General features: G+C 64.0%; 22 protein-coding genes. 10 read left to right on the top strand and 12 right to left on the bottom strand.

The window, feature by feature from the left end:
• Window positions 1-23 precede the first annotated feature (23 nt).
• Both ACV229_RS21375 and ACV229_RS21370 read right to left on the bottom strand, forming a co-directional pair.
• Window positions 24-1,529: an aldehyde dehydrogenase gene (locus tag ACV229_RS21375; RefSeq protein WP_448085091.1), complete on the bottom strand. Its 1,506-nt coding sequence runs from the start codon at window positions 1,527-1,529 to the stop codon at window positions 24-26.
• A gap of 69 nt (window positions 1,530-1,598) precedes the next feature.
• Window positions 1,599-2,270 carry a DUF1028 domain-containing protein gene (locus ACV229_RS21370; RefSeq protein WP_448085090.1) on the bottom strand — a complete coding sequence of 224 codons (672 nt, stop codon included), beginning with the start codon at window positions 2,268-2,270 and terminating at the stop codon, window positions 1,599-1,601.
• Between the two features lie 262 nt (window positions 2,271-2,532).
• On the opposite strand from ACV229_RS21370, the gene ACV229_RS21365 reads away from it, so the two are divergent.
• The gene (locus ACV229_RS21365) at window positions 2,533-3,456 is read left to right on the top strand and encodes a LysR family transcriptional regulator (protein ID WP_448085089.1); all 924 of its coding nucleotides are present in this window, start codon (window positions 2,533-2,535) and stop codon (window positions 3,454-3,456) included.
• Between the two features lie 63 nt (window positions 3,457-3,519).
• On the opposite strand, the gene ACV229_RS21360 is transcribed toward ACV229_RS21365, so the two are convergent.
• The 3 genes from ACV229_RS21360 to ACV229_RS21350 all read right to left on the bottom strand — a co-directional run bounded on the left by ACV229_RS21360 (window position 3,520) and on the right by ACV229_RS21350 (window position 8,191).
• Window positions 3,520-4,908, bottom strand: a complete 1,389-nt coding sequence (locus ACV229_RS21360) for an aspartate aminotransferase family protein (RefSeq protein ID WP_448085088.1) — start codon at window positions 4,906-4,908, stop codon at window positions 3,520-3,522.
• 162 nt (window positions 4,909-5,070) lie between these two features.
• Complete coding sequence (locus tag ACV229_RS21355) at window positions 5,071-5,454, bottom strand: hypothetical protein (protein ID WP_448085087.1); 384 nt, start codon at window positions 5,452-5,454, stop codon at window positions 5,071-5,073.
• Complete coding sequence (locus ACV229_RS21350; protein WP_448085086.1) at window positions 5,435-8,191, bottom strand: UPF0182 family membrane protein; 2,757 nt, start codon at window positions 8,189-8,191, stop codon at window positions 5,435-5,437. Before ACV229_RS21350 ends, ACV229_RS21355 begins: the two co-directional genes overlap by 20 nt.
• A 308-nt stretch (window positions 8,192-8,499) precedes the next feature.
• On the opposite strand from ACV229_RS21350, the gene ACV229_RS21345 reads away from it, so the two are divergent.
• Window positions 8,500-8,919 carry a DUF1810 domain-containing protein gene (locus ACV229_RS21345; RefSeq protein WP_448085085.1) on the top strand — a complete coding sequence of 140 codons (420 nt, stop codon included), beginning with the start codon at window positions 8,500-8,502 and terminating at the stop codon, window positions 8,917-8,919.
• Between the two features lie 58 nt (window positions 8,920-8,977).
• Here the strand turns inward: ACV229_RS21345 and ACV229_RS21340 are convergent, their stop codons facing one another.
• Together ACV229_RS21340 and ACV229_RS21335 are read right to left on the bottom strand one after the other, a co-directional pair.
• Entirely contained in the window at window positions 8,978-10,678 is a 1,701-nt protein-coding gene (locus tag ACV229_RS21340) for an AMP-binding protein (RefSeq protein ID WP_448085084.1), read from the bottom strand.
• Window positions 10,679-11,127: 449 nt separating this feature from the next.
• Window positions 11,128-11,793, bottom strand: a complete 666-nt coding sequence (locus ACV229_RS21335; RefSeq protein WP_448085083.1) for a lysozyme inhibitor LprI family protein — start codon at window positions 11,791-11,793, stop codon at window positions 11,128-11,130.
• 103 nt (window positions 11,794-11,896) lie between these two features.
• On the opposite strand from ACV229_RS21335, the gene fusA reads away from it, so the two are divergent.
• The 4 genes from fusA (at window position 11,897) to ACV229_RS21315 (ending at window position 16,089) form a co-directional block, all read left to right on the top strand.
• Window positions 11,897-13,945 carry an elongation factor G gene (fusA, locus tag ACV229_RS21330; RefSeq protein WP_448085082.1) on the top strand — a complete coding sequence of 683 codons (2,049 nt, stop codon included), beginning with the start codon at window positions 11,897-11,899 and terminating at the stop codon, window positions 13,943-13,945.
• Window positions 13,946-14,071: 126 nt separating this feature from the next.
• Window positions 14,072-14,542: a YbhB/YbcL family Raf kinase inhibitor-like protein gene (locus tag ACV229_RS21325; RefSeq protein WP_448085081.1), complete on the top strand. Its 471-nt coding sequence runs from the start codon at window positions 14,072-14,074 to the stop codon at window positions 14,540-14,542.
• Between the two features lie 150 nt (window positions 14,543-14,692).
• Entirely contained in the window at window positions 14,693-15,562 is an 870-nt protein-coding gene (locus ACV229_RS21320) for a mechanosensitive ion channel family protein (protein ID WP_448085080.1), read from the top strand.
• A gap of 200 nt (window positions 15,563-15,762) precedes the next feature.
• Window positions 15,763-16,089, top strand: a complete 327-nt coding sequence (locus ACV229_RS21315; protein ID WP_448085137.1) for an H-NS histone family protein — start codon at window positions 15,763-15,765, stop codon at window positions 16,087-16,089.
• A 101-nt stretch (window positions 16,090-16,190) separates the two neighbouring features.
• Here the strand turns inward: ACV229_RS21315 and ACV229_RS21310 are convergent, their stop codons facing one another.
• On the bottom strand, window positions 16,191-16,604 hold the full coding sequence (locus tag ACV229_RS21310) for a DoxX family protein (RefSeq protein WP_448085079.1): 414 nt from the start codon (window positions 16,602-16,604) through the stop codon (window positions 16,191-16,193).
• A gap of 813 nt (window positions 16,605-17,417) precedes the next feature.
• Here ACV229_RS21310 and hutH point away from each other — a divergent pair.
• From hutH to ACV229_RS21295, 3 genes are all read left to right on the top strand, one after another.
• Entirely contained in the window at window positions 17,418-18,980 is a 1,563-nt protein-coding gene (gene hutH / locus ACV229_RS21305) for a histidine ammonia-lyase (RefSeq protein WP_448085078.1), read from the top strand.
• Window positions 18,981-19,128: 148 nt separating this feature from the next.
• A complete protein-coding gene (locus tag ACV229_RS21300) occupies window positions 19,129-19,965 on the top strand; it encodes a transporter substrate-binding domain-containing protein (protein WP_448085136.1) in 837 nt (278 codons plus the stop codon).
• A gap of 468 nt (window positions 19,966-20,433) precedes the next feature.
• Window positions 20,434-21,363, top strand: coding sequence for a LysR substrate-binding domain-containing protein (locus tag ACV229_RS21295; protein WP_448085077.1), 930 nt, complete (start codon window positions 20,434-20,436; stop codon window positions 21,361-21,363).
• 68 nt (window positions 21,364-21,431) lie between these two features.
• On the opposite strand, the gene ACV229_RS21290 is transcribed toward ACV229_RS21295, so the two are convergent.
• The 4 genes from ACV229_RS21290 to ACV229_RS21275 are packed head-to-tail and all read right to left on the bottom strand — an operon-like array spanning window position 21,432 to window position 24,511.
• Window positions 21,432-21,743, bottom strand: a complete 312-nt coding sequence (locus ACV229_RS21290) for a non-heme iron oxygenase ferredoxin subunit (RefSeq protein WP_448085135.1) — start codon at window positions 21,741-21,743, stop codon at window positions 21,432-21,434.
• Window positions 21,744-21,751: 8 nt separating this feature from the next.
• A complete protein-coding gene (locus ACV229_RS21285; protein ID WP_448085076.1) occupies window positions 21,752-22,225 on the bottom strand; it encodes an aromatic-ring-hydroxylating dioxygenase subunit beta in 474 nt (157 codons plus the stop codon).
• Window position 22,226: 1 nt separating this feature from the next.
• Window positions 22,227-23,483 (bottom strand): aromatic ring-hydroxylating dioxygenase subunit alpha, encoded by a 1,257-nt coding sequence (locus tag ACV229_RS21280; protein WP_448085075.1) that lies wholly within the window; start codon window positions 23,481-23,483, stop codon window positions 22,227-22,229.
• 41 nt (window positions 23,484-23,524) lie between these two features.
• Window positions 23,525-24,511: a 2Fe-2S iron-sulfur cluster-binding protein gene (locus ACV229_RS21275; protein ID WP_448085074.1), complete on the bottom strand. Its 987-nt coding sequence runs from the start codon at window positions 24,509-24,511 to the stop codon at window positions 23,525-23,527.
• Window positions 24,512-24,643: 132 nt separating this feature from the next.
• On the opposite strand from ACV229_RS21275, the gene ACV229_RS21270 reads away from it, so the two are divergent.
• Window positions 24,644-25,546, top strand: coding sequence for a LysR family transcriptional regulator (locus ACV229_RS21270; RefSeq protein WP_448085073.1), 903 nt, complete (start codon window positions 24,644-24,646; stop codon window positions 25,544-25,546).
• The last annotated feature ends 155 nt before the right edge of the window (window positions 25,547-25,701 follow it).

Genomic DNA, 25,701 nt, shown 5'->3' with positions numbered 1-25,701 from the left:
CCGCTTTCGCGATCAGCACCGGATCAATACTTGATCCACGTCGTCTTGAGCCCCGTGAACTTGTCGAGCGCATGCAGCGATAGGTCCCGCCCGAATCCCGACTGCCGGAAGCCGCCGAACGGCGTCTGCATGCTGAGCGCGTCGACGGTGTTCACGGATACGGTCCCCGCGCGGAGGCTCGCCGCCACACGGTGCGCGCGCGACAGGCTCCCGCTCCATACCGACGCCGCGAGCCCGTAGATCGAATCGTTCGCGAGCCGGATCGCTTCCGCTTCGCTGTCGAACGCGATCACCGACAGCACGGGCCCGAAGATCTCGTCGCGCGACAGCGCGGAATCGTGCGAGACGCCGGTGAAAATGGTCGGTTCGATGAAGTAGCCCTTGCCGTTCACGCGAACCGGCGCGCCGCCACATGCGAGCGATGCGACCTTGCGCCCGTCGGCAATGCTTGCATTGATGCGGTCGAACTGCGCGCCATCGACGATCGCGCCCATGCCGCTTGCCGGATCGAGCGGATTGCCCGGCATGTAGGCGCGCGCGTACGTGACCAGCTTCTCGACGAACGCATCGTGAATCGACCGTTGCACGAGCAACCGCGAGTTCGCGGAGCAGACTTCGCCCTGGTTGAAGAAGATGCCGAAGCAGGCCTTTTGTGCGGCGACGTCAAGATCGTCCGCATTGTCGAATACGAGGTTCGGGCTCTTGCCGCCGCATTCGAGCCACACCTGCTTCATGTTCGAACGCGCCGCATACTCGAGGAAGCGCTTGCCGATCGCGGTCGACCCGGTAAATGCGAGCACGTCGACATCGGGATGCAGCCCGAGCGCCGCGCCCGCCGTCTCGCCGAGACCCGGCACCACGTTCAGCACGCCGTCCGGCAACCCGGCTTCGCGTGCGAGTTCCGCGAGCCGCAGCGCGGACAGCGGCGACTGCTCCGCCGGCTTCAGCACGACGCTGTTGCCTGCGGCGAGCGCCGGCGCGACTTTCCACGCGACCATGTCGAGCGGAAAATTCCACGGCACGACTGCGCCGACCACGCCGAGCGGTTCGCGCGACACGATCGCGAGGTTGCCGGCGTCGGTCGGCGCGACTTCGCCGTTCACCTTGTCGATTGCCTCGCCGTACCACGCGAACAGTTCCGCCGATGCCGGCACGTCGAATTGCCACGCGTCCGCGACGCGCTTGCCCATGTTCAGCGAATCGAGGAGTGCGAACTCCGCGCGATGTTCGGCGATCAGCTCGCCGAGCCGGCGCAAGACCTTCTTGCGCTCACCGGCCGGCCGGCGCGACCAGTGCCCCGCTTCGAACGACGCGCGGGCCGCGCGCACCGCGAGATCGATGTCGTCGGCGTCGCACGACGCGACGCTCGCAAGCACGGTTTCGGTTGCGGGATTGATCGCGTCGAAGGTCTTGCCGCTGCGCGCATCGACGAAACGTCCGTCGATGAAGGCTTGCGCGCGCGGTTCGATGCGCGCGGCGAGGCGTTGCCATTCACTGAAATCCGGCGCGATGTCGGCGATTGCGTTCATGTCTGTCTCCTGCTCTCCATGTTCAGGTGTGCGTCATTGCAGCGGTGTGTGCAGCGCATGCAGGACCGTCTATTCGTCGCCCGGCACGCCGTAAGACGGCGCGCGGGTCGGATCGACCGCCCGCAGCACGTAGTCGTTCATCTGCGGCGCATAGCGCTCCCATATCGCGCGCAGCCCGGCGATCGGCGCATCGCTCCAGTCGACGCGCAGCGCCGCGACCGGCCAGCTCGCGCCATCGAATACACACAGGCCCGCCGAATGCACGGGGCCCATCTCGCCGCCCGCTGCGAGCCCCGCTTCGAGTGCGCGCAACAGGCGCTCGGGCAGCGCGTGCGACGCAAGCGATTCGAATGCGTCGACCATCGCCGCCGGCACGCCGCAGTTCGCGAGCAGGTTGCCGACCGCGACACAGTCCTTGCCGCTCGTCCCCGCGTGCAGCCCGAGCGCGCGTTCGCCGGTGCGCCATGCGGAGAAGCCCGTGGCGTCGAGCACCGCGAGTTGCCGCCATTCCGGATAGGCACGCGCCGTCGCGAGCCGTTCGAGCACGGCCGGCGCGCCATAGCCCTGCGCCAGTTCGGCGAGGCCGATCTGCCCGAGGCGCGGGTCGGTCACGTTCTGGCTCAGCACGACACCGTCGCGGCTCGCCCAAAGGCACCGGCTCGTTACCGCGATGCTCGAACTGGCGACGATGCCGCCCACCGCACCCGTGCGCGCGCAACGCCCGGCAATCGAAAACGTCATGCCTGGCCTCCTGCCTGCTGCGGCGCGTGTTGTCCCATGCTCGCTCCGGTCACGTTGAATGTCCTGTCTGTTGAATGGCTTGCGTGAGGTCCATGCGTACGCGAACACCGTTTGCCCCGGCGCGCAGGACCCGGTTCGCATCAATTTATCCGTGCGCAGGTCATTCTGAAAATATTGTTTTTCTATTCCTAAAAAAGGATTAACCTATGCAGCCCACGACAGCCGCCGATCCTTCGCACGCCGATCGCTGGACGCACCGGACATGGAACTCGCCCCCCTTTATTATTCGTTGCGGCAACTGAAGTATTTCGTCGCCACGGCAGAAGCACTGTCTTTCACCGCGGCGGCCAAGCGGCTGCACGTGTCGCAGCCGTCCATTTCGTCCGCGTTGTCGGAGCTCGAAACCGCGTTCGGGCTGCAACTGTTCATCCGGCATCACGCACACGGGCTGTCGCTGACGCAGGCAGGCCGCGACCTGCTCGGACGCGCGCGCGACCTGTTGAAGAGCGCAGAGGAACTGCAGATCGCCGCACGCCATTCGGACACGGGCATAGCGGGCACGATCTCGCTCGGCTGCCTCACGTCGGTCGCGCCGCCCATCATGCCCTGGCTGATCAGCCGCTTCCTGCGCGATCGCCATGGCGTCGAGTTCAGCACGCACGAAGGCGACCAGGAAATGCTGTTCGTCGGCCTGCGCGACGGCACGCTCGACATCGCGCTGACCTACGACATCGACATCACCGACGAGATCGACTTCACGCCGATCATCGAATTTCCGCCGCACGTGCTGCTGCCGGCCAAGCACCGGCTCGCGGGCGGCGACACGGTCAGCCTCAAGGACCTGGTCGACGAGCCCTATGTGCTGCTCGACCTCGCACACAGCAAGGAATATTTCTCGTCGCTGTTCGATCAGATCGGCAACCGGCCGATTCCGGCATTCCGGTCGTCGCAACCCGAGGTCGTGCGCGGGATGGTCGCGCACGGCCTCGGCTACAGCATCCACAATTTTCCGCTGAACAATACGCGCACCGTCGACGGCGGCCGGTTCGTCACGCTGCCGATCAAGGAACAGGTCAAGCCTGCGGTGCTCGGCGTCGCGCATTCGAAGCGCTCGCATCCACGTCAGCTCATTCGCGATTTCTCCGCGTTCTGCTGCGACGAGATCGCGCGAGCGCTGTCGAAATAGCCGACGCGGCGAACGGGAGCAGCGAGCCGCGCCGCAGCACTTTCCCGTGCGACGCGTCACGCGTCAGCTCGCGCCCTGGATCTTCCGCCAGGTCGCGTCGACGGCATCGCGCATCTTGCCGACCAGCTCGTCGATCTGCGGCCGATCGATCACGAGCGGTGGCGCGACGATCAGGCGGCCATTCGTCGAGCGCACGATCGCGCCCAGCTCGAAGCCGACCGTGCGGCTGTGCCACGTCAGCTCCGCTTCGTTCGCGAAGCGCTCGCGCGTCGCCTTGTCCTTCGCAAACTGGATCGCGCCGACCGCGCCCACGCCCTGGATCTCACCGACCAGCGGATGATCGCCGAATGCATCGCGCAGCGCGTTCTGCAGATACGGCCCCGTGTCCGTCCTCGTGCGCGTGACGAGTTGCTCGCGCTCCAGCACGTCGAGATTCGCGAGCGCCACCGCGGCCGCCACCGGGTGACCGGAGTAAGTCAGGCCGTGCGCATAAACGCCGCCCTTCTCGACCAGTGCGTCACCGATCCGGCGGCTCATGATCAGGCCACCCATCGGCACGTAACCGGACGTGAGCCCCTTCGCGATGCAGATCAGATCCGGCTCGAAGCCGAAGTGGCGGTGCGCGAACCATTCGCCGGTGCGGCCGAAGCCGCCGATCACTTCGTCAGCGCAGAGCAGCACGTCGTACTGGCGGCAGATCCGCTCGATTTCCTGCCAGTAGCCGTCGGGCGGGAAGATCATGCCACCCGCGCCCTGGAACGGCTCCGCGACGAACGCCGCGACGCGCTCGGCCCCGAGCGCCAGGATCTTGCGCTCGAGCGACAGCGCCGCCTGGCGACCGAATTCTTCCGGCGTGAGATCGCCGCCGTTCGCGTACCAGTATGGTTCGTCGACGTGCGTGATGTTCGGAATCGGCAGGTCGCCCATCTCGTGCATGAACGCCATCCCGCCGAGCGACGCGCTACCCACCGTCGAGCCGTGATAGCCGTTCACGCGGCCGATGAGCACCTTCTTCTCCGGCTTGCCCATCACGTCCCAGAAGCGGCGCACGGTACGGATCAGCACCTCGTTCGATTCCGAGCCGGAGTTCGTGTAGACGACGTGGCCGAAGCGGTCGCCCAGCAGCGAGAACAGGCGCTCGGACAGCTCGATCACGGCCGGATGCGTCGTATGGAAGAACATGTTGTAGTACGAAAGCTGCTTCATCTGGCGCGTGGCCGCGTCGATCAGCTCGTCGCGACCATAGCCGACGTTCGTGCACCAGAGGCCGGCCATGCCGTCGATGTAGCGGTTGCCGTCGTTGTCCCACAGATAGACGCCCTCGCCGCGCACCATCACGCGCGGGCCGGCTTCGTTCAACGCCTTCTGGTCGACGAACGCGTGCAGGTGATGCGCAGCATCGCTGCGCTGGTAGTCGGCCGTCGCGCGATGCCGGAATTCGGGGGCATTCATGGTGTAAGAGCTCCTTGAGTGAAAAATCGTCGGCGTTGGCACCGTCGCGAGTATCGGGACGCGAGCGAGGTCCCGATGGTCCGACCTGGCGCCACGCAAGCGCCTGCGTCAAACGGACCCGTCGGCGAACGTTTCGCGACGGCGGCCAGCACAATCACCCAGTCACTGTTCAACACCAATAAACCGCGCGAAAGAATAGAATTGCTTGGTTCTGTATAGGATGATCCTATGCAAGAAAAGTAATGCATAGGAGAATGACATGCGGGAAAGCCACGACATCAGTTCAACCCGCTCGTTGCGAACATGGTGTTGCTCTGCAATGTCCAGCGGCAGCGTCTCGCCGACGCGCACATGCAGGTCGAGCCAGTCGAGCCGCACCGTCACATAGGCGGCCGCGACCAGCAGCACCAGCAGCCCCAGCAGCCCCAGCAGCCCCAGCAGCCAGTGAAACATCTGCGTCGGCAGATCCCGGACCAGTACCGGGTGGTGCGGACGGCTCGGTGACGGCGCATGCGACGCGCGCCGCTCACTTTCGCGTTCCGGCACGGCCGCCCCCCATCGATTCGAGCAGCGGCCGCAGCGCATCGAGCTCCGAGCCGAAGCCGGCCCAGTCGCCCGCTTTCAGCCGCTCGATCGCACGGTCGTAATGCGCAAGGGCTTCACGGCCACGCGCATCCGCCGCTCCGGGCGCGGGCGCTGCCGCCGGCAGCGTCGCCTTGAACAGCGCCGCGAGCGCGTCGCCGAGCGTGTCCTCCATGACGACGCGGTCGCCATACGCGGCGATCACGCGTTTCAATTCCGGCAGCTGCCCGGACGCCGCGCGCAGATAGAGCGGGGACACGTACAGGATCGAGTTCTCGATCGGCACGACGACGAGGTGGCCGCGTATCACACGCGAACCCATCTGGTTCCATAGCGAGATCTGCTGCGAGATCTCGGTGCTCTGCTGGATGCGCGCCTCGATCTGGAACGGGCCGTAGACGAGCTTCTCCTTCGGGAACGTGTAGACGAGCAGCTTGCCGTACTCGGGCGGATCGCAACGCGCCGCCAGCCACGCGATCATGTTCTCGCGCTGGCTCGGCACCATCGGCAGCATCAGCACGAACTCCGCGTGCGCGTCGCCGGGCAGGCGCATCATCGTGTAGTACGGCGCCATCTTCGTGCCGGCCGCATCGCCGCCGTCGATATCGCTCAGCTCGCGCGGGAACTGCCACAGATCCTCGCGGTTGTAGAACACTTCCGGCGCATCCATGTGGTACGCCCGGTACAGGTTAGCCTGGATCAGGAACAGGTCCTCCGGGTAGCGGATGTGCTGCAGAAGGTCCGGCGGCATCGCCGCGAGCGGCCTGAACATGCCGGGGAAGATGCGCGCGTAGGTCCGAACGATCGGATCGGACGGATCGCTGACATAGAAGCCGACCGTGCCGTCGTACGCGTCGACCACCACCTTGACCGCATTGCGGATGTAATTGCCGCCGTCGTCGACGCCCGGCGGCGCGTAAGGAAACCAGCGGCTGGTGGTATAGGCATCCTGCATCCAGAACAGGTGCCCGTTGCTCGCGACGAGATACGGATCGCGATCGAGCGACAGGAACGGCGCGATCATCCGTATCCGGTCGCGCACGTTCCGATGGAACAGGATCCGGCTGTCGTTCGTGATGTAGTGGGTCAGCAGGATGTTCGGATCGTCGAACTGCCACGCGAACAGGCTGCGCCGCGCGACGCCGCCGATCGCGACGCCATCGCGCCCGCTGTAACGCGTGTAGACGTTGCCGTCCCCTTTCGGGTAGTCGAATTCGGGCACGCTGCCCTTCACGATCACATAGCCCTGCTCGCCTTCGCCGAAATAGAGGCGCGGTTCGCTGATCTGCGGCCCGCCGTCGGCGACGGGCGGAATGTCCCGCAGGTAGAGCGACGGCAGGCCTTCCGTGGATTTCTCGGTGACCGGCGACATCACCGCGCCGTTGCCGTGCGTGAACAGCAGGTGCAGGTTCACCCAGGTCCGCGCGTTGCCCGCGAGCATCGACGGTTCCAGTTCGCGCGCCGACAGCATCACCTGCCGGTAGCCGGACGCGAGCGGGTAGCGGTCGATATCGACGGAGAAGAACTTGTAGTAAGTACGGATCTCCTGCAACTGTGCGTAGGTATCCAGCAGCGGCTGCACATCCCACAGCCGGATGTTGTCGATGGTCGCGCGATTCGCCTGCAGCGACGCGAGATCCAGGCCCTGCTCGGCCGGAAACGGCTTGACCGCGATCTGCGCGAGTCCGTAGGCCTGCCGCGTCAGCGCGATGTTGTGCTCGATGAACGGCGTCTCGAGCTGCAGCTCGCTCGGCTTCACGTAGAAGCGCTGGAACAGCGCCGGATAGACGAAGCCGAGCGCGAACGAACTGCCGAACACCAGCAGCGCGGCCGCGGCCGGCAGACGGTAGCCGGGCCGGCGCGCGTTGACCGCCAGCGCGACGGCCGCCGCGATCGCAAGGCCGATCAGCAGCCATCGCACCGGCAGCACGACGTGGACATCGGTATAGCCGGCGCCGACCACGACGCCGTTGTTGTCGTAGAGCAGCAGATAGCGGCTGAGCCACCACGACCACGCCTTCAGCACGAAGAAGATCGCGAGCAGGACGACGCCGTGCGTGGCCGCCGCGGACGAGAACCGCTGCGGCCGCCGCCGGCGCACGATGTCGCCGCGCACCCAGTAGACGCCGGCCGCGATGACCGCGCAGCCGATCAGCAGTTGCAGCAGCCAGTTCCTGACCGCGATCAGGACGGGCAGCGAGAACAGATAGAAGCCGATGTCCTTGCCGAAGATCGGATCGCGCTCGCCGAACGGCACCTGATGCAGGAAGCGAAGCGCGATGTCCCAGTGCGTCATCGCGTTGCCGGCGATCGGAAGCGCGAGGAGGCAAGCGGCCACGGTGACGACGAGGCGCCACGGAATGCGTGCCGCGAACTGCACCGCCAGCGCCCGGATCACCTCCTCCGCGCGCGTCGGCGGCGTGTCTTCCACTTGCCACAGGTCGACGCGCGTCGCATGACGATGGGCGAGCAGGCCCGATGCGCCGATCGTCGCCGCCGACACGGCGAACGCGACGACGAACAGCAACCCCCTCGTGATCAGGATCGTCCAGAAAACACCCGCGTAGCCGACCGACGAGAACCAGAGCCAGTCGACCAGGATGCCGGTGACACGCCCGACGGCGATCAGGCTGGCGACGACGATCGCGGCCGCGATCGCATAGCGTCTCAGGCGCGACGCGGGAGTCGGTTGCGAGCGCATCGAGGCTCCTTTGCCGCCGCGTCACGCGCGGCCGGCCGCGACCGGACGTTGTGCACTGTTCATCCGCCAGGATCGCGACTGGCAGGAATCTTCATGCTACGCCAGTCGCCGGCGGGCGGCCATCAGGCCGTATCCGGACATGCGCCGACGATGCGGGTTTCGCGTGACGGATGTGCGCCGGCCGAGCGTCGCAACGGCGCACGAAACAGGGTGCATTCACGGCGCCGGCATACGTTTGCACCCCCTCCGGACACGGATCACAATGAACGCGGATGCGGCTTGCCGAAGCGAAACGGACGGAGGGCGACATGGACGATCCCTATGATCTTCAGCGCTTTGTCGACGCGCAGGATCCGGTGTATGCGCAGGTCTGCGACGAACTGGCGAGCGGGCACAAGCGCAGTCACTGGATGTGGTTCGTTTTTCCGCAGATCGAAGGGCTGGGCGACAGCGCGATGGCGCAGCGATACGCGATCTCGTCGCTGGACGAAGCCGAAGCGTATCTTCAGCATCCGGTGCTGGGCGAACGGCTGCGCGAATGCACGCGGCTCGTCAATCACGTCGACGGCCGGCCGATCCAGGCGATCTTCGGCTATCCGGACAACCTGAAGTTCCGGTCGTCGGTCACGCTGTTCGCACACGCGACCCGCGACAACGCGGTGTTCGTCGAAGCGCTCGAGAAATACTTCGGCGGCGAAGCCGATCACAACACGCTCGCGCGGATCTAGCGATCGTTCGCGTCCGTCAGTGTCCGGCACGTGAGCCCGGTACGACCGGCCCGGCGCGTCAGGTTTCCCAGACCACCGCCTGCCCCAGCGTTTCCCACTGCTCGGCGCGCGGCATGTAGTGCGCCTCGATTGCGCTTCGCCGGATTTTCAGCGTCGGCGTGAGCATCGCGTTCTCGACGGTCCATACCTCCTTGACCACGACGACGTATTGCAGCCGCTCATGATGTTCGACGACGTCATTGATGCGTTTGCGCAGCGCATCGATCTCGTCGGTCAGCACCGCGCGATCGAGCGTACCTGCCGCGATTGCCGCGCATGTCTCGGGCGACAGCTGCAGCAGCGCGAACGGCATCGCGCACCCCGCGCCCGCCACGCACGCGCCTTCGACGCCGGACAGACCGAGCAGTTTCTGCTCGATCGGCTGCGGGACGACATATTTTCCCTTTGCAGTCTTGAAGATGTCCTTGACCCGCCCGGTGATCGTGAGGAAGCCATCGGCGTCGATCCTGCCGACGTCGCCAGTGCGAAAGAAACCGTCCGGCGTGGTCTGCGCCGCAGTCAGCGCGGGCTGCCGGTAGTACCCGAGCATCTGCCCCGCGCTTCTGATTTCAAGCTCGCCATTCTCCGCAATGCGCGCCTCGACGCCCGCATACGGTTGTCCGACCGTACCGGCGCGCACATGCCCCGGACGGTTCACGTGGAGCAGCCCGCATTCGCTCATGCCGTAGCCGTCGAGCAGTTCCAGGCCAAGGCTGCGATACCACCGCATCAGATGCTCGGGCATCGGCGCGGTTCCGGTCACCACGATGCGCGCCTGATCGAGCCCGAGTTCGCGCACGATCCTGTGCTTGATCCGCGCGCCGACCCAGGGCAGCGCAAACAGGCGCGCCTGCATTGGCGCGGGGATCTTCTCGCAGACGCGAAGGTGGAACTTGTTCCACAGCCGGGGCACCGACAGGAAGATCGTCGGCCTCGCGCGCTTCAGGTCGTCGGTGAACGTCGCCAGCGAATTCGCAAAGAACACGCGAAACCCGAACGCGAGCGAAGCAGCCTCGACGACGGCGCGCTCGGCAATGTGCGCCAGCGGCAGATAGGAAAATCCTCGCTCGTCGGACGTGATGTTGAACCCTTCGACATGCAGGATCGTCAGGAACAGCATGGCCATGCTCGCGTGCGAGTGCATCACGCCTTTCGGCTCGCCGGTCGAGCCCGACGTATAGACGATCGTACACAGTTCGTCGCGTGGCGGCCGCCGCACGCCGACGAGCGGCGCATGCTTCGCCGCGATCTCGTCCCATTGCGGAAACGTGCCGCACGGCGAAAGCGGCAAGCCGAGCATCGGCAGGTCGGGCGGGAGTTGCGCATGGATGCTCGGCCAGTTGTCGCTGACGCCGTCGAGCTTGCCGAGAATCAGCAGTTTCGCGTCGCTGTGGGCCAGCACGTAGCGCACGGATTCCGCACTGAATGTCGGATACAGCGGCACGCTGACCATGCCGGCGAGCATGATCGCGAGATCGGCGATGATCCAGTGCGCGCTGTTCTTGCCGAGCAACGCGATGCGGCTGCCTGCCGGAAGATCGAGCGAAGCGAGGTATGCCGCCACGCGTCGCGCCTGATCGCCAACCGTTCCCCACGTATAGTCGACGACGGAGCCATCCGGGTACGGCTGCGTCAGATACACGTCGTCACGTCGCTCGGCTTCCCACTTGAGGAAGCGGTCCAGCAGGATCGCGCTATCCGGAATGGTCGTTGAAAACATCGCTCGCGGGCTTCATGATTCGCGCCGATCGTCGGGATCGACTGGAAAGCGGCATGTGCACGACATGCCGCCATCCGCGCGTGGCCAATATGGTCCAGACCAGCCGGTCGGGATTTCATGCCGCGATTGAGCGGGGGCTCTGGCCGAAGAGTCGGAGGCAATCAGGATCGGCGTTGCGCAGAGCGTGCGACGCGACACGCGGCGTCAGTATCGATGCAAGTCGCATACCAATTCCGCCGAGCGTCCGTCCGGCAACGAGCCGTACGAATGCCTTACATTTTCACGCGAAAAAACTGCAAGAAATGTACAGCCGATGTAACGCCGCCTGTCTCTTGCTGCGTCCGGCACGTGCGCGACGTCGCGCGAATCGCGGATCGCACGCCGGCTTCCGAGCGCCGGGGACGCGTCAGGTATCGGGATTGAAACAGCGGCAGCGAGCCGACCGCGGGTTACGGACCGGGCGCGTAGTAATTCAGTTCATTGATCCGCGCACGGATCGCGTCCACGTTGAGCGCCTCGATATCAGGGCTCGCCATCGATCCCCGGTCGGCCCGCCACGGGCCGTCATCGGCCTTGCGCTGCGCGTCGCGGTACGCGAGCCACTGTCGCTGCGCATTGCGGATCAGCTCGCGCGATTTCGGATCGGCGTTGCGCATCACCCGCTGATAGACCTCGTTCATGCGCTTGTCGTACGCGACATAGGCCTGGTGCGTGCAGTCGGTCATGCCCGACGTCGTCTGCCCGGCCGGTGTCGCAAGACATGCGTCGGCCTGCGTCTCGATCGGATCGGCGTTCTGCTGCGCCGACGCGACGGGCACGGCCAGGACCATCAGGATCAGAAAGCCTGCGGTTCGTGTCATCGTGCCCCCTCTCTCCGGTTGATCGCGATGCATGTCCAACAACGCATGTTGCCCGCATTCAAACACCCCGTGCCGGCGGAATTTCGTAGGATCGTCGGTCATGCGGGCACGCCGATGGCCACATTCGACGAACGGCCCACCCCGGCGCAACGTGCGTGCAGGCTTGTTCGTCACCATCGCGATATTGCGCCGCAACAACACCGCTGCGTGTCGCCATCGCCGATATAAACGCAATCGCGCACGCCCTTCGCTCACACCTTTTGCGCACCGCGCTGCCCCCGCCGTCGCTTGCGCGTCTGGCAGACTGTCCGTTTTTCGCCAATAATTCCCGAACAACCTCTACAGGACGATGGCGGCCATGGATTACAGTCCCGAAGCCATCCGCACGATCGCGCTGGTCGGGCACGCCGGATGCGGCAAGACATCGCTTGCCGAAGCGCTGCTGTACCAGGGCGGCGCGATTCACACGCCCGGCAGCGTCAATCGCGGCACGGCCCTGTGCGATTTCGACGCGCTCGAGCGCAAATATCACCACTCGCTCAGTTCCGCCGTCGCCCACCTCCACTACCAGGACACCCGCATCTACCTGCTCGATACGCCGGGTTATCCCGACTTCACCGGCCTGTCGCTCGGCTCGCTGCCCGCGGTCGAAACGGTTGCCGTCGTGATCAACGCGCGCACCGGCATCGAGATGAAGACCCGCCGGATGATGGCGTATGCGCAGCAGCGCAATCTGTGCCGGATGATCATCGTGAACGGCATCGACGCGGAAAAAGTCGACCTGCCGGCGCTGCTCGCGCAGATCCAGGAACTGTTCGGCAACACCTGCCTGCCCATCAACCTGCCCGCGCAGGGCGGCCGCGAAGTGGTCGACTGCTTTTTCAACCCTGCCGGCGATGCCGACTTTCATTCCGTGGAAGCCGCGCACAACGCGCTCATCGATCAGGTGATCGAACTGGATCCCGCGCTGATGGAGCTGTATCTCGAACAGGGCGAAGCGATCCGTCCGGAACAGCTGCACGAGCCTTTCGAGCGCGCGTTGCGCGAAGGTCATCTGGTGCCGGTCTGCTTCACGTCCGCGGCCACCGGCGCCGGCATCGCGCAGTTGCTCGACATCTTCGTGCGGCTGCTGCCGAACGTCACCGAAGGCAATCCGCCGCTCTTCTACCGCGAAGTGGACGGACGGGTGGAAACCGTGAAGGCCGAGCCCGTCGCCGACCGGCACGTACTCGCGCACGTGTTCAAGATCGTGATGGACCCGTACCTCGGCAAGCTGGCCGTGTTCCGCATTCATCAGGGCACCGTGAAGCGCGACAGCCAGCTCTACATCGGAGACGGACGCCAGCCGTTCAAGGTCACGCATCTGCTGATGCTGCAGGGCAAGGAGCACATGGAAGTCCAGCGGGCCGGCCCGGGCGATATCTGCGCGGTGTCCAAGGCCGACGACATCGACTTCGATGCCGTGCTGCACGACGCGCCGGAAGACGGCAACATCCACCTGACCCCGCTCGAATTCCCCACGCCGATCTATGGACTCGCGATCGAACCGGCCCGCCGCGGCAACGAGCAGCGTCTGTGGGAAGTCCTGTCGCGGCTCGCGGCCGAAGACCCGTGCCTGACGATCGGGCATCCGGCCGGCACCAACGAAACGGTCGTGCGCGGCCTCGGCGAACTGCACCTGCGCTACATGCTGGAACGGCTCACCGACCAGTACAAGCTGGACGTGGTGACGCGGCCGCCGACGATCGCATGGCGGGAAACCATCGGCGGCAAGGCCGAAGGCCACCATCGCCACAAGAAGCAGACGGGCGGCGCCGGCCAGTTCGGCGAGGTCATGCTGCGCGTGGAGCCGCTGCCGCGCGGCGCGGGGTTCGAGTTCATCGATGCGGTCAAGGGCGGCGCCATTCCGACGCAGTTCATTCCCGCGGTGGAGAAAGGCATCCTGCAGGTGATCGACAGCGGGCCGCTGGCCGGCTTCCCGATGCAGGACGTGCGCGTCACCGTGTACGACGGCAAGAGCCATCCGGTCGACTCGAAGGAAGTGGCGTTCGTCACGGCCGCACGCAAGGCGTTCATCGATGCGGTGCTGAAAGCGCGGCCGATCGTGCTCGAACCCATCGTCGACATCGAGGTGACGGCGCCGGAAGCGACGATGGGTGACCTGATCGGCGACCTGTCCGCACGCCGCGGACAGGTGCACGGCACGCGCACGATAACGGGCAATACGATCGTCATCACGGGCAAGGTGCCGCTCGCCGAACTCAACGACTACCAGTCGCGCCTGAACGCGATTGCCGGCGGACACGGCAACTACAGCATCCAGTTGAGCCATTACGATCCGGTTCCGCCGGCACAGCAGGAAAAGCTGGCCGCGCAGCACAAGAGCCGGAGCGAAAACGCGGAATGAGCGCGGAGTGAGCGCTACAGTGAGTCCGACGGAGCCCATCCCATGCGCCGCCGCGCAACATCCATCCTGATCTTGCTGACCTGCGCGACCGGATTGGCGGCGCAGAGCGGCGCCGAGGAGCGCGCCATGTCCCTGACCCTGACTTCGCAAGCCTTCCACGACGGAGGCCAGATACCCGAGCGCTACACGTGCAAGGGCGCGGACGTGTCGCCGCCGCTCGCATGGTCCGGCGTGCCCGCGAATGCGAAAAGCCTCGCGCTGATCGTCGACGATCCCGATGCACCCGACCCCGCCGCGCCGCGGATGACCTGGGTCCACTGGGTCGTCTACAACATCCCGCCGACCGCGGCCGGCTTGCCGGAAGCCGTCAACGCGAACGCGCTGCCGGCCGGCACGCTCCAGGGCACCAACGATTTCCAGCATGCCCGGTATGGCGGCCCCTGCCCGCCGATCGGCCGTCACCGCTACTTTCACAAGCTGTACGCGCTCGACACGGTGCTGCCCGATCTTCATCAGCCGACCAAGGCGGCACTGGAGAGCGCGATGAAAGGCCACGTGGTCGGGCAGACCGAGCTGGTCGGCACCTTCAGGAGCTGACGCGCCGGCGTCGGTACGCGCTTTGCGATGGGCGTCGAATGCGGTCCGCCGCGGCGGGCGGCGCGGCCCTGCGCGCCGCCGCTCGCGCATCTCGCGCCGGGCCGGCGCGTTATCATGGCCGCCTCTTCGTCCCGAACAATCGCACTCCACATGTTTCTCGATCATCTCCATCCCGACCGCTGGACGTTTCTCTGGAGCGCGCTGTCGACCTTCTCGATCAGGCTGTGTTCCGGCCTGCTGCTGTTGACGGCCGGCTGGTGGCTGTCGAAACGGGTCGGCAACTGGCTGAGCCGCGTGCTCGCCAACAAGGGACGCGTCGACGAGACGCTGCGGCCGATTCTCTGCGACGTCGCCGTCTGGGGCATCCGCATCGTCGCGATCGTCGGCACGCTGTCGCAGCTCGGCATCGAGACCGCCAGCATCGTCGCCGTGCTCGGCGCGGCCGGCCTCGCGATCGGCCTCGCGTTGCAGGGGACGATGCAGAACATCGCGGCCGGCATCATGCTGCTCCTGCTGCGGCCGTTCAAGGTCGGCGACTACATCGACGGCGGCGCCAGCGTGGCCGGCACCGTCGACGAGGTCGGGCTGTTCATGACGCGCCTGACCAAGCCGGACGGCATCTGCGAATACGTGCCGAACAGCTCGCTCTGGGGCAGCGCGATCCGCAACTACACGCGCAATCCGACGCGCCGGCTGGATCTCGAAATTGAAGTATCGGTGCGCGACGACATCGATCGCGCGCTTGACGTGCTGCGCGCACTCGCCGCCGGCGATCCCGATGCGTTGCAGGATCCGGCGCCCGACGTGATGGTGATGCGATTCGACGACAGCACCGCGATCGTGAACATGCGGGTTTGGACGCGCACCGACACGTTCTGGGCGATGCGCTGGCGTCTTGCGCGACAGGTGCGCAAGACGCTCGCCGACGCCGAGTGCTCGCTGCCGATCCGCACCCGCGAACTGCATATCGTGCGCGGCGACGAGCGCGATCGTGCCGACGGCCGCACGCGCGTGTCCTGACGCGCGTCGCGAAGACACCGGACACGCCGCCCACTCGGCCGAATTGCCGATTGCGCCGCCCGCCAACCAAGGCATAATCTCAGTCCAACCCGGCAGGCGGGACCGCTGCCCGCCGTCATCGGCGGTTAGACCTCCAGAACTTGCCGAGACGGAAATTGTCCGTCTTCTTTGTCAATCACTCTTAAACCGACGAATCAATGGTGAGCACAACGCTTCAAGAACTCCAGGCCCAGTTGCGCGAAACCGAACAGCTTCTGGCCGCAGCCAAGAAAGCCGAGAAACAAGCCGTTCTGGCGGATTTCAAGAAACAGGTCGAGTTGTACGATATCTCGCAGCAGGAGGTCCTGCTGGCGCTCGGCTACGTGACGCCGCGCAAACGGCGTGCACCCGCGAAGTATTACGACCCTTCGACGGGACTCTCGTGGTCCGGGCACGGCCGGCGGCCCAAATGGCTCGAAGGCCGGAATCTCGACGCATACCTCGTCGACCGGACGCCGCAACTGTTTTGGCCCGAGACGTCCGACTGAAGAATGAGCGCATTCAAACGCGCCTGAACGACAACAAAAAGCCCGGCACGCGACCGCGTACCGGGCTCGAATGCATCGCGCATCGCGCGACGCGCCAGACCTTACTTGCCGTCGACCGAGTACTTGCCGGGGCCGGTCAGCGCGAGCAGCAGAAGGCCGCCCATGATGCTGACGTTCTTGTAGAAGTTGATCATCGCCATGAACTGATCCATCCCGTGCAGCGCCCAGTAGCGGTGTCCGATGATCGCGGTGGCAAGCGAGTACAGCGCGAACGCCAGCGCGAGCGGCCGGGTGTAGAAGCCGATCGCGATCAGCAGACCGCCCGCCAGTTCGACTGCGACGGCGACCCCCGCCTGCAGTTCGGGCGACGACGAACCGGTCGCCGCCATATAGGCCACGGTGCCCGAGAAGCCGACCAGCTTTTGCCAGCCGAACAGCACGAACAGCACCATCAACAGCACGCGAGCCGCGAGCAGCACCTCATCCTTCTTCGATTCCAGCGAAAAGTAACGCATTGCAATCCCCTTTGATTGGTCGGATACACGCGTCCGGCAGTGAACGTCGCCCGATTCGACGGAACGCGCGCACCGCGGACTACCCTTCGCGCGATCGGAAGTCAGGCCTGAACGGCCCGCCGCCGACGATTCGATCCGGTTGCGCCACCGTGGCGCGGGTGCCGGATCGGATCTGGCGAAGCACGGGTGCAGTCTACTGTCTCAACAGTAATCATCAATCCGTCCGAAACGGATTCGCTGTCACGTTTTGGTGGACAATTGTAATGAATTGCGAGGTCTCGGACTTTGACCTGCCGTCAACTTGGTCAATCCAGACGCCCGTACGCCTGGCCCACGTTCTGGTTCTGCGCTCTCAAGATCGTATTGGCCTGCCCCCTGCAAACCGGGCGCGGCAAGCACGCCGATCATTCCCCGCTGCCAACTCGATGTGCTTGCCGCTTGCGATACTTTTTCCTTCGTTGACGACGCCGGGCCTTTGGCCAAGCAAATCATCTCATTCCTTTTTTCCTATACAAGAACGCAACCAAAAGAGAGAGTCTTCAACAGATCGAAAATCAAAATACCGGCAATTCACCCTCTAAATTCGAACACGTTATTTTATCGACGCCTGCGAAAATAGCGATTTATTCATACCAATCAAATACCCCACGACAATCGCACTTTAGAATATCTAAACCCGAACCTCAAATTAAATCGTTTGCACCGCAAGACATCCGTCTCTACCCTTGGCAGCACGATCTCCAGAAAGCACCCCGCTTTGAAGGCGATTTTGCCGCCCACCTCGTTTAATGCATTCGACGGAGGAAATTCAGAATGTCTTTGGCGCACAACCCATCCCGGCCCAACAAGATTCGCGAAGTTCAACTCGGAAAATCCGATATTTCGACCGAGCAATTCGTCGCGGTAGCCAGACACGGCGCAGAGATTTCGTTTTCGCCTGAATATCGGGACCGCGTGCTGAATTCACGCCGTCTGGTCGATCTGTTTCTCAGCCAGAATCGGCTTGTCTATGGCGTGACGTCCGGCTTTGGCGCGAATTCGACACGCGTCATCAGTCCGGACGATGCGGAGCAACTCCAGCGAAATATCGTGCGCTCGCACGCCGTCTCGGTCGGCGAGCCGCTGCCTCGCGAAATGGTCCGCGCCACCCTCCTCATGATGTTGATCAGTCTCGGCAAAGGCTATTCCGGCGTGAGTCTCGAATTGCTGCAGCAAATCGCCGGACTATTGAACAATGACATCACGCCGTTTGCGCCGGGCGACGGATCGGTCGGCTATCTCGCACCCGAGGCGCATATGGCGCTCGTGCTGATCGGTGAAGGGGAAGCCTACTACCGCGGTGAACGCATGAGTGGTGCCGAAGCACTGCAGCGAGCCGGGCTGAAGCCATATTCGCTGCGATGCAAGGAGGGGCTTGCACTCACCAACGGCACCACGTCGGTCACCGCGATCGGCATGCTTGCGCTTTACAACGCCACCGAGCTTTCGAAGGTTGCCGACATTGCGGCAGCGATGTCGCTGCAGCCGCTCAAGGCAACGACGCGCTCGCTGGACGCCCGGTATCACTCCGTCAAGAAGCACGTCGATCAGCGCAACACCGCCGACAACATCCGGCGGCTGCTGGCCGGCAGTGCGCTATGCGATCGCTTTGCCGATTACAGGCTGCAGGACACCTACAGCCTTCGCGGCATTGCCCAGGTACACGGGGCGTCCAAGCGGGCGATCAAGGACGCATATGAAGCGATTCTCGATGAAGTGGGATCGAGCGGCGACAATCCCGTCATCTACCCCGAAGGAGACGACGGCACCGCGATTTCCGGTGCCAACTTCGACGGTACGTTTGTCGGCATCGCCTGCGATCTCCTCTGCATCGCGATGACCACGCTCGCAAAGATCTCGGAGCGCCGGACCGATCGGCTCGTCAATCCGTACCTCAGTGAACTGCCGGCATTCCTTGCAAAGGATCCGGGGTTGAACAGCGGTTACATGATCATTCAGTACACGGCGGCCGGATTGCTCGGCGAAATGCGCAACCTCGCTCAACCGGCCAGCGTCGACAGCGTCCCGACGTGCGGCAATCAGGAAGACCCGGTGAGCTTCGCGTATCACGCGGCACGGAAAGCCTACGCCACCTCCCGGAAATTGCAGCACGTGCTGGCGATCGAGCTGCTCACCGCTGCCCAGGCGCTCGACTTCTTCGATCCCGCCGACGCGTCACCGGCGACGGCGGCGGTCTATGCGCGCATTCGACAGGTGGCCGCGACCGCAGAAGGCGACCGGTTCTTCTACCCGGACATGATGGAAGTGCACAAGCTCGTCGAACAGGGCGACTTGCTGGGCATCGTCGAGAACATCGCCGGCGCACTGCACGGCTGACACCGCTGCCGCCGGCAACGCGCGCAATGCAGCGATCCGAGCCGGCGGCCATTTTCGGTAGCAGCACGACGATTCAACTCATCCCGACTCAACGGCGATTGCTTCAACAATATGGAGGTGTGATGTGAAAGCGGTTTCCTCAAAAGCTTTGAAGGTCTCCTTTGTCGCCATTCTCGGCGCGCTGGCACTGACGGGAAACGGGGCACAAGCCAAGGACTGGAAGTCCGTCAAGGTCGCACTGGAAGGAAGCTATGCCCCGTGGAACCTGACATTGCCGAGCGGGAAGCTCTCGGGGTTCGAGCCGGAATTGCTCGACAATCTGTGCAAGCGCGCCAGCCTTCAATGCGATATGGTCGCGCAGGACTTCGACGGCATGATTTCCGGCCTGCAGGCCGGCAAATTCGACGTCCTGATGGACGCACTCGCCATCACGCCTGACCGCGAAAAAGTCATCGCTTTCTCCAGGCCCTACGCTGCTACACCGGCTGCGTTCGCAACGCTGGATGGACACGGATTGACGAACGCGGCCGGAAAACCCGCTCTCCTCAAGCTGACTGGCGACGCCAGGACCGACAGCCCCATGATCGCGCCACTGCGCGATCAGCTGAAAGGGAAGTCGATCGGCATTCAATCCGGCACGGTTTACACGAAGTTCATCAACGACAATTTCAAGGACATCGCTTCCGTGCGCCTTTACAAGACCTCGGCCGAGCGTGACCTCGATCTGGTCAACGGGCGCATCGACATGGCATTCGACGACGTCACCTACTACGCGGGAATCGCCGACAACAAGGATACCGCCCGAATCCGGATCGCCGGACCGGCGATCGGTGGCGCGATTTGGGGGCCGGGAGAAGGTCTCGGGTTTCGCAAGCAGGATACCGAACTGAAGGCGAAATTCGATGCGGCCATCACGGCGGCACTTGCCGACGGTACCGTGAAGCGGCTATCAGAAAAGTGGTTCAAGACTGACGTGAAACCGTAAGCCTGCGGTATCGCATGATGCCATCGCACGCTACGCGAAGCCTCGAATGAAACGCGGAATGCGTGGTTTTGATGAAGAACTGCGCATTTTCTTCTGTCATACGTCCCGGTCGCTCGATCAGTGGTCAGATGCCGTGCGGCGTCTCGCGCTTTCCCCTGTACCAGGATTCGGACACGGTATTCGCCACTGTCTGCGAGCGACCGTTCACACGTCAGTCTTTGATAGACTGGCTTCGCGACGGCAGACTCAGATGTCGTGAGACGTCGCCTTCTGGAGCAAGGCGCAGATGCCGATGCATCCGCTGCTCCATGTCCTCCGCCCCGGCACGAAGATCCTGGCCATCGCCGGGCATCCGGATCGACACTGAAAGTTGCGTGGATCACGATTGTTCTCTTATTTGTTGCAGTACAAAGGGGCGACAATGCCCTCACGCCCGGCATTCCGGACGGCTTTGCCCAAGTCAACGACATGAACCGCCTTCCTCCTCTTCGTGCATTGCAGATATTCGATGCCGTCATTCGTTACGGTGGTGTTGTGGCCGCGGCAGAGGCGCTTCACGTTACGCCCGGGGCAATCAGTCAGCAGATTCGCGTCCTTGAAGATTTTCTCGGGATCACGCTTTTCGAGCGGGTGAACACCGGACTGCGACCGACACCCCTCTGCGAGCTGTACCACTCGCACATTTCGCGGGGATTCGAGTGCTTCCACAGCGCGCAGGCGGCGCTCAAGGCGCAGACTGGCCGCCGACTCACCCTGATGACGTTTCCGTCGGTTGCGACCCATTGGCTTGCCTCGAGACTGGACAAGTGGCACACCATTTGCCCCCACGTTCAGGTTCATGTCGAGGTTGTCGACCACGAAACCAATATCGGCGCGAGAAGTGCCGACGTCCGGTTGACTTATGGCGCACTCCCGAATGACGGAGCGCCCTATCACGTCGTCTTTACGGACAGAGTCGCACCGGTATGTGCGCCCTCGCTGCTGCAGTCGGAAGGGCCGATCTCGCAACCGGCGGACATCCTGCGCTACCCGCTCATTCACGTCGAGTGGGGATGGGCAAACATGTCACCGCCAACATGGGGAAACTGGTTCCATGCGGTTGGGGTGCCGTTGCCTGAAGTGCTGGCGCCACTGACTTACTCCGTGTCCGGCATGGCAATCGATGCGGCAATTCGCGGGCGAGGCATTTCGTTGGGACAGGGCTTCTTTGCCGTTGATGCCATCAAGCGACACGATCTTGTCGCGCCGTTCAAGATCGCCCTGCCGATGCCGTTCCCATACTTCATCTGCTGGAAGCAAGCCGTGTCGGACTCCCCCGCAACCCGGCAATTTCTCGAATGGCTGATCGAGGAAGCCGAGCAGACGGGGCGCGATATTACGGACATGTTCGGCGATTGACGAAGGCTGACGGTGTGATCTGCCTGGGTTTCCCGTACCGCGCTCGCCCGGAGCATCGACTCGCCTGCTCAAAGCTCGACGAACACGTAACCGTCCTCGATCTTCACCGGATACGTACGAATGTCGGTTGTCAGCGGCTCGCACATCGCCTTGCCGGATCGCACATCGAATTTCCCCTGATGCAGAGGACATTCGATTTCATGGCCATCGAGGAAGCCGTCACACAGTCGCGCATGACCGTGCGTGCAGATGTTGTCGGTCGCGAACACGTCGCCATCGACGCCGTAGATCGCCAGTTCACGGCCTGCCGCGTTCACCGCCGTCACGTCGTCCGTCGGCACGGCCGCGAGCGCGATCACCTGGGTCCATTGCTTGTCCATCATTCACCTCAGATCGGATAGATGATCGAGTTCGCGATCATTTCGCTGTCGAACACGCAGATTCGCGATTCGAACCTGAGCCCGTTCGGCGTCCGGCGAATCGTATCGACGTAACGCCCGACGTTGAAGACGGTCGTCAGTTCGTCCGGCTTCGTCCTGAACACCGCATAGTTGGCTTCCGCGTCGATCCGCTCGCCGTCGTCGCGCAGGATGCGCGGCGCGCCCACCACATGACGCTGGTAGTACGGGTCGTGGAAGATCGTTTCGGTCATCCCGTACACGCGGTCCTTCAGCATGCCCCTGCTTTCGAACGCGAGCGTCGCGAGCGGAAAACCGCGGTCGAAGTTCTCGCGGGGCTGGATCCTGTAAATGCAGTCGTCGGTGAAGAACGCCGGCCACTTGTCCCACTCGTTGTTGTCGACGACCGACGCGTAGTCCGCATAAAGCGCGAGCATCTGTTGCCAGGTTTCGAAATCCGTCATCTCAAGCCTCCATCACGCGGCGCCAGTAGTCGTACATGCCGCGAATCAGTGTTTCGGTGACCATGTGGTCGGCGTCCGCGACGTCGCGCCCGCCGAGTTCCACGATGGTCCGGTGGAACGGCTTCTGTTCGAAACCCTCCTGCGAAAATTCGATGACCTCTCCGTCATCCGCGGAAACGAATCCCGCGGGCCCGAACAGATTCGCCTGACGCAGACGCCGGCGCGTCATTGCTTCGTCATCCTCTTCGAAGCCGAAATGCGTCCACACGAAATCGAACGAACCGTGCCCGTTCGGCTGAATGTGGCGTGTCGAAACGGAGTTGACCTGCTGCTGGATGATCACGCTCGGGAACAGCGTCATCATGACGGCCGTCGGCGCGCCCCACCACGGTTCGTGCACGACGTCCAGGAAGCGGCCGTCGTTGAGGGTCATCTGATCCTTGAAGCTCGACACGCCGCTCGTGACGTCGCCCTTGCCGCCCGCGCCACGCGTCGAGATCATCGCGGCATGGCGGAATTGCGCGTCCATCTTCAGCTCGGACTTGTTGTCCGCACGCCAGAGGCCGAACGTGACGAACCACGTATGGAGCAGCCCCGGGTGGTACGGATCCTTGATGTTCTCCTGCATCAGCTTCCAGTTGCCGGGAATGCGCTGCCGGTTATAGCCGAGGATCTTCAGTTTCCGGCCGTCGAACACGCGGTCGAAATAGTCGAGAATCGTCGGCCCGAGGAACGCTTCGAGCGACGGCAGATCGTGATCGAACGACGCGAAGATCACGCCGTTACGGCGCGCGACGTTAAGCTTCGTCAGGCCGTGCGCCTTCGGATCGAAATCCCCCGGCATGCCGCCGTTGATCTTGCCGTCGGCCTTCACGCCACGACGGAACGGCACGCCGACGAGGTTGCCCTTCAGGTCGTAGTTCCATTGGTGGTACGGGCACGTGAAGTCCTTGCGGTTGCCGAACTTCTCGCGGCAGAAACGCACGCCTCGATGCGCGCAGACGTTCTCGACCACGGCAATGTCGCCGTCCTGCGTGCGCGTGACGATCACCGAACGCTCGCCGACGACGGTGCGCTTGAAGTCGCCCGGATTCGGAAGCTCGGCCTCGAGGCCGACGTAGCACCAGTGTCCCGAGTAAAAGAAGCGTTCGAGCTCGCGGCGATAGGTCGCGTCGTCCGTGTATGCCCAGAACGGCACACGGCTCGATCCGTCGTCCTTCCAGCTCGGCCGCACGAAGGCAATGGGGGCCTCACTCATGGTTTGTCTCCTGATGGGGAAAGCGTCGCAAACGGCGGATGTCACACGCCGCTTGCATGAAATGCGTCCGCGTACACGTGTTCGGGCCGGATGCCTTTCTGGCGAAGCAGGATCGACGCGGCATCGACCATGACTGGCGCCCCGGCGACGTACGCGCGCCAGCCCTTCAGGCTGTCCCGATCGTGATTGACGGCGTCCGTCACGACGCCCGTGCGCCAGGACCCGGGTGCGTTCGACGAAGTCACGACGACATGCGCGGTCAGGTTCGGCAGCCGCTCCTTCAGTTCGTCGAGCCACGCGACGCCGTAGATGTCCTGCGGCGAGCGCACGCCGAAATACACGTGCACGGGATTGGCCATCCCGTGTTCCGCCATCCCGCGCAGAATCGACAGGATCGGCGCGAGTCCCGTCCCGCCGGCGATGCAGATGACCGGGTCGGGCGTTTTACGGCGCAGATACGCGGTGCCGAGCGGCCCGCTCATGCGCACGGCATCGCCCGGCTTCAGCTCCGACGCAACGTAGCTGGTCACGCGCCCGCCGGGCACGACGCGTATATGGAATTCCGCCTCGTCGCCATTGGCTGTCACCGCCATCGAATACGGCCGAATGTGCTGCGGCGTGAACTGGAGCGTCGCGTACTGCCCCGGCGAGAATTCGAACGGCTTGGACAGTGCGAGGCGCACGCGCTTGATGTCGTGCGTCAGATCCTCGATGCCCGCCACCGTCGTCTTGATGATCTTCGACGGATGGACGACGATCTCGTCGACCTCGGGAATTTCGATCACGCAGTCCTCGACCAGCGTCGCCTGGCACGCGAGCACCGATTGCCCGTGGGTCGCCGGCTGGTTCGTGTCGGCCGCGCCGGTCACGAGTACGTTGCCCGACACGATCCGGCACCGGCACGTGCCGCAGCGTCCGGCCATGCAGCTGTACGAAACGGGAATCTGGTGGCGGCGCAGCGCGTCGAGCAGGTTGTCGCCCGATCGCACGTCGAGCGTTCGCTGATGCGGCAGAATTGAAACTTCCATGGGGCCAGCGTCTCCGGACTGTTCAACTTGTGTCCGCATGATGCCGCCGCCACGATCATTGATAAATAGAAATACCTTGATATGCAACATCACTGCCAGTGATAATGCGTCGCACACCGGAGGAGACAACGCGTGGAACTCCAGGACATCGATCTCAACCTGCTCGTCGTGTTCAACGAGCTGCTTCGGCAGCGGCGCGTGTCGGCCGTCGCGACCACGCTCGGCATTTCGCAGCCCGCGATCAGCAATGCGCTGAACCGGCTCAGGAAGGTGCTCGGCGACGAGCTGTTTCTCCGGACCTCGAAGGGCATGGTGCCGACGCCGTTCGCCGAGACGCTCGCGGAGCCGATCGCCTACGCGCTGGGAACGATCCACAACACGCTGAACGTCACGTCGCACTTCGACCCGGCGGCGAGTTCGCGCGCGTTCACCGTCGCGATGACCGACATCGGCGAGATCTACTTTCTGCCGGGTCTGATGAAGCGGCTGGCGAAGCTTGCGCCCGGCGTGTCGATCAGCACCGTCCGTAATCAGGCGGACACGCTCCGGGACGAGATGGAGCGCGGCAACGTGGATCTCGCGATCGGGTTTCTGCCCGATCTCAAGACGGGGTTCTTCCAGCGGCGCCTGTTCCGGCAGAAATATGTGTGCCTGTTCCGCAAGGGACATCCGCTTGCCAGGACGGGCATGACGATGAAGGCGTTCCTGGATTCGGAACATGTGTCGATCGTCGCGGAGGAAACGGGGCACGGGATGGTCGATACCGCGATTCAACGGGCAGGCGTTCAGCGCACCGTTCACCTTCGCGTGCCGCATTTCGTCGCCGTCGGCCACATCCTGCACACGACCGACCTGATTGCCGTCGTGCCCGAGGCGTACGCGACCCGGACGCTCGCGCCGTTCGACCTCGTCAGCGCGCCCTGCCCGATCAAGATCCCCGACATCACGATCAACGTGCTGTGGCACGCGCGCAATCACCGCGAACCCGGCAACCAATGGCTTCGCCAGCTCGTGTTCGACGAGTTTGCGATCTAGCCGTGCTTGGCAGTCCTTCCTGATCGGTGTCACGCCTACTCGCCAGGAAAGCGCGCCGAGCCGACACGCATACGTTAGACGAGAGATTTGGCGCGGCGGCGCACGACGCCCCGCTCGAGACTCGCCGCGACAGTCGCCACGCGCGCCGTCCGCAC

Source organism: Burkholderia sp. MR1-5-21 (assembly GCF_053427715.1).
This window is presented reverse-complemented; position numbering and strand designations above follow the sequence as displayed.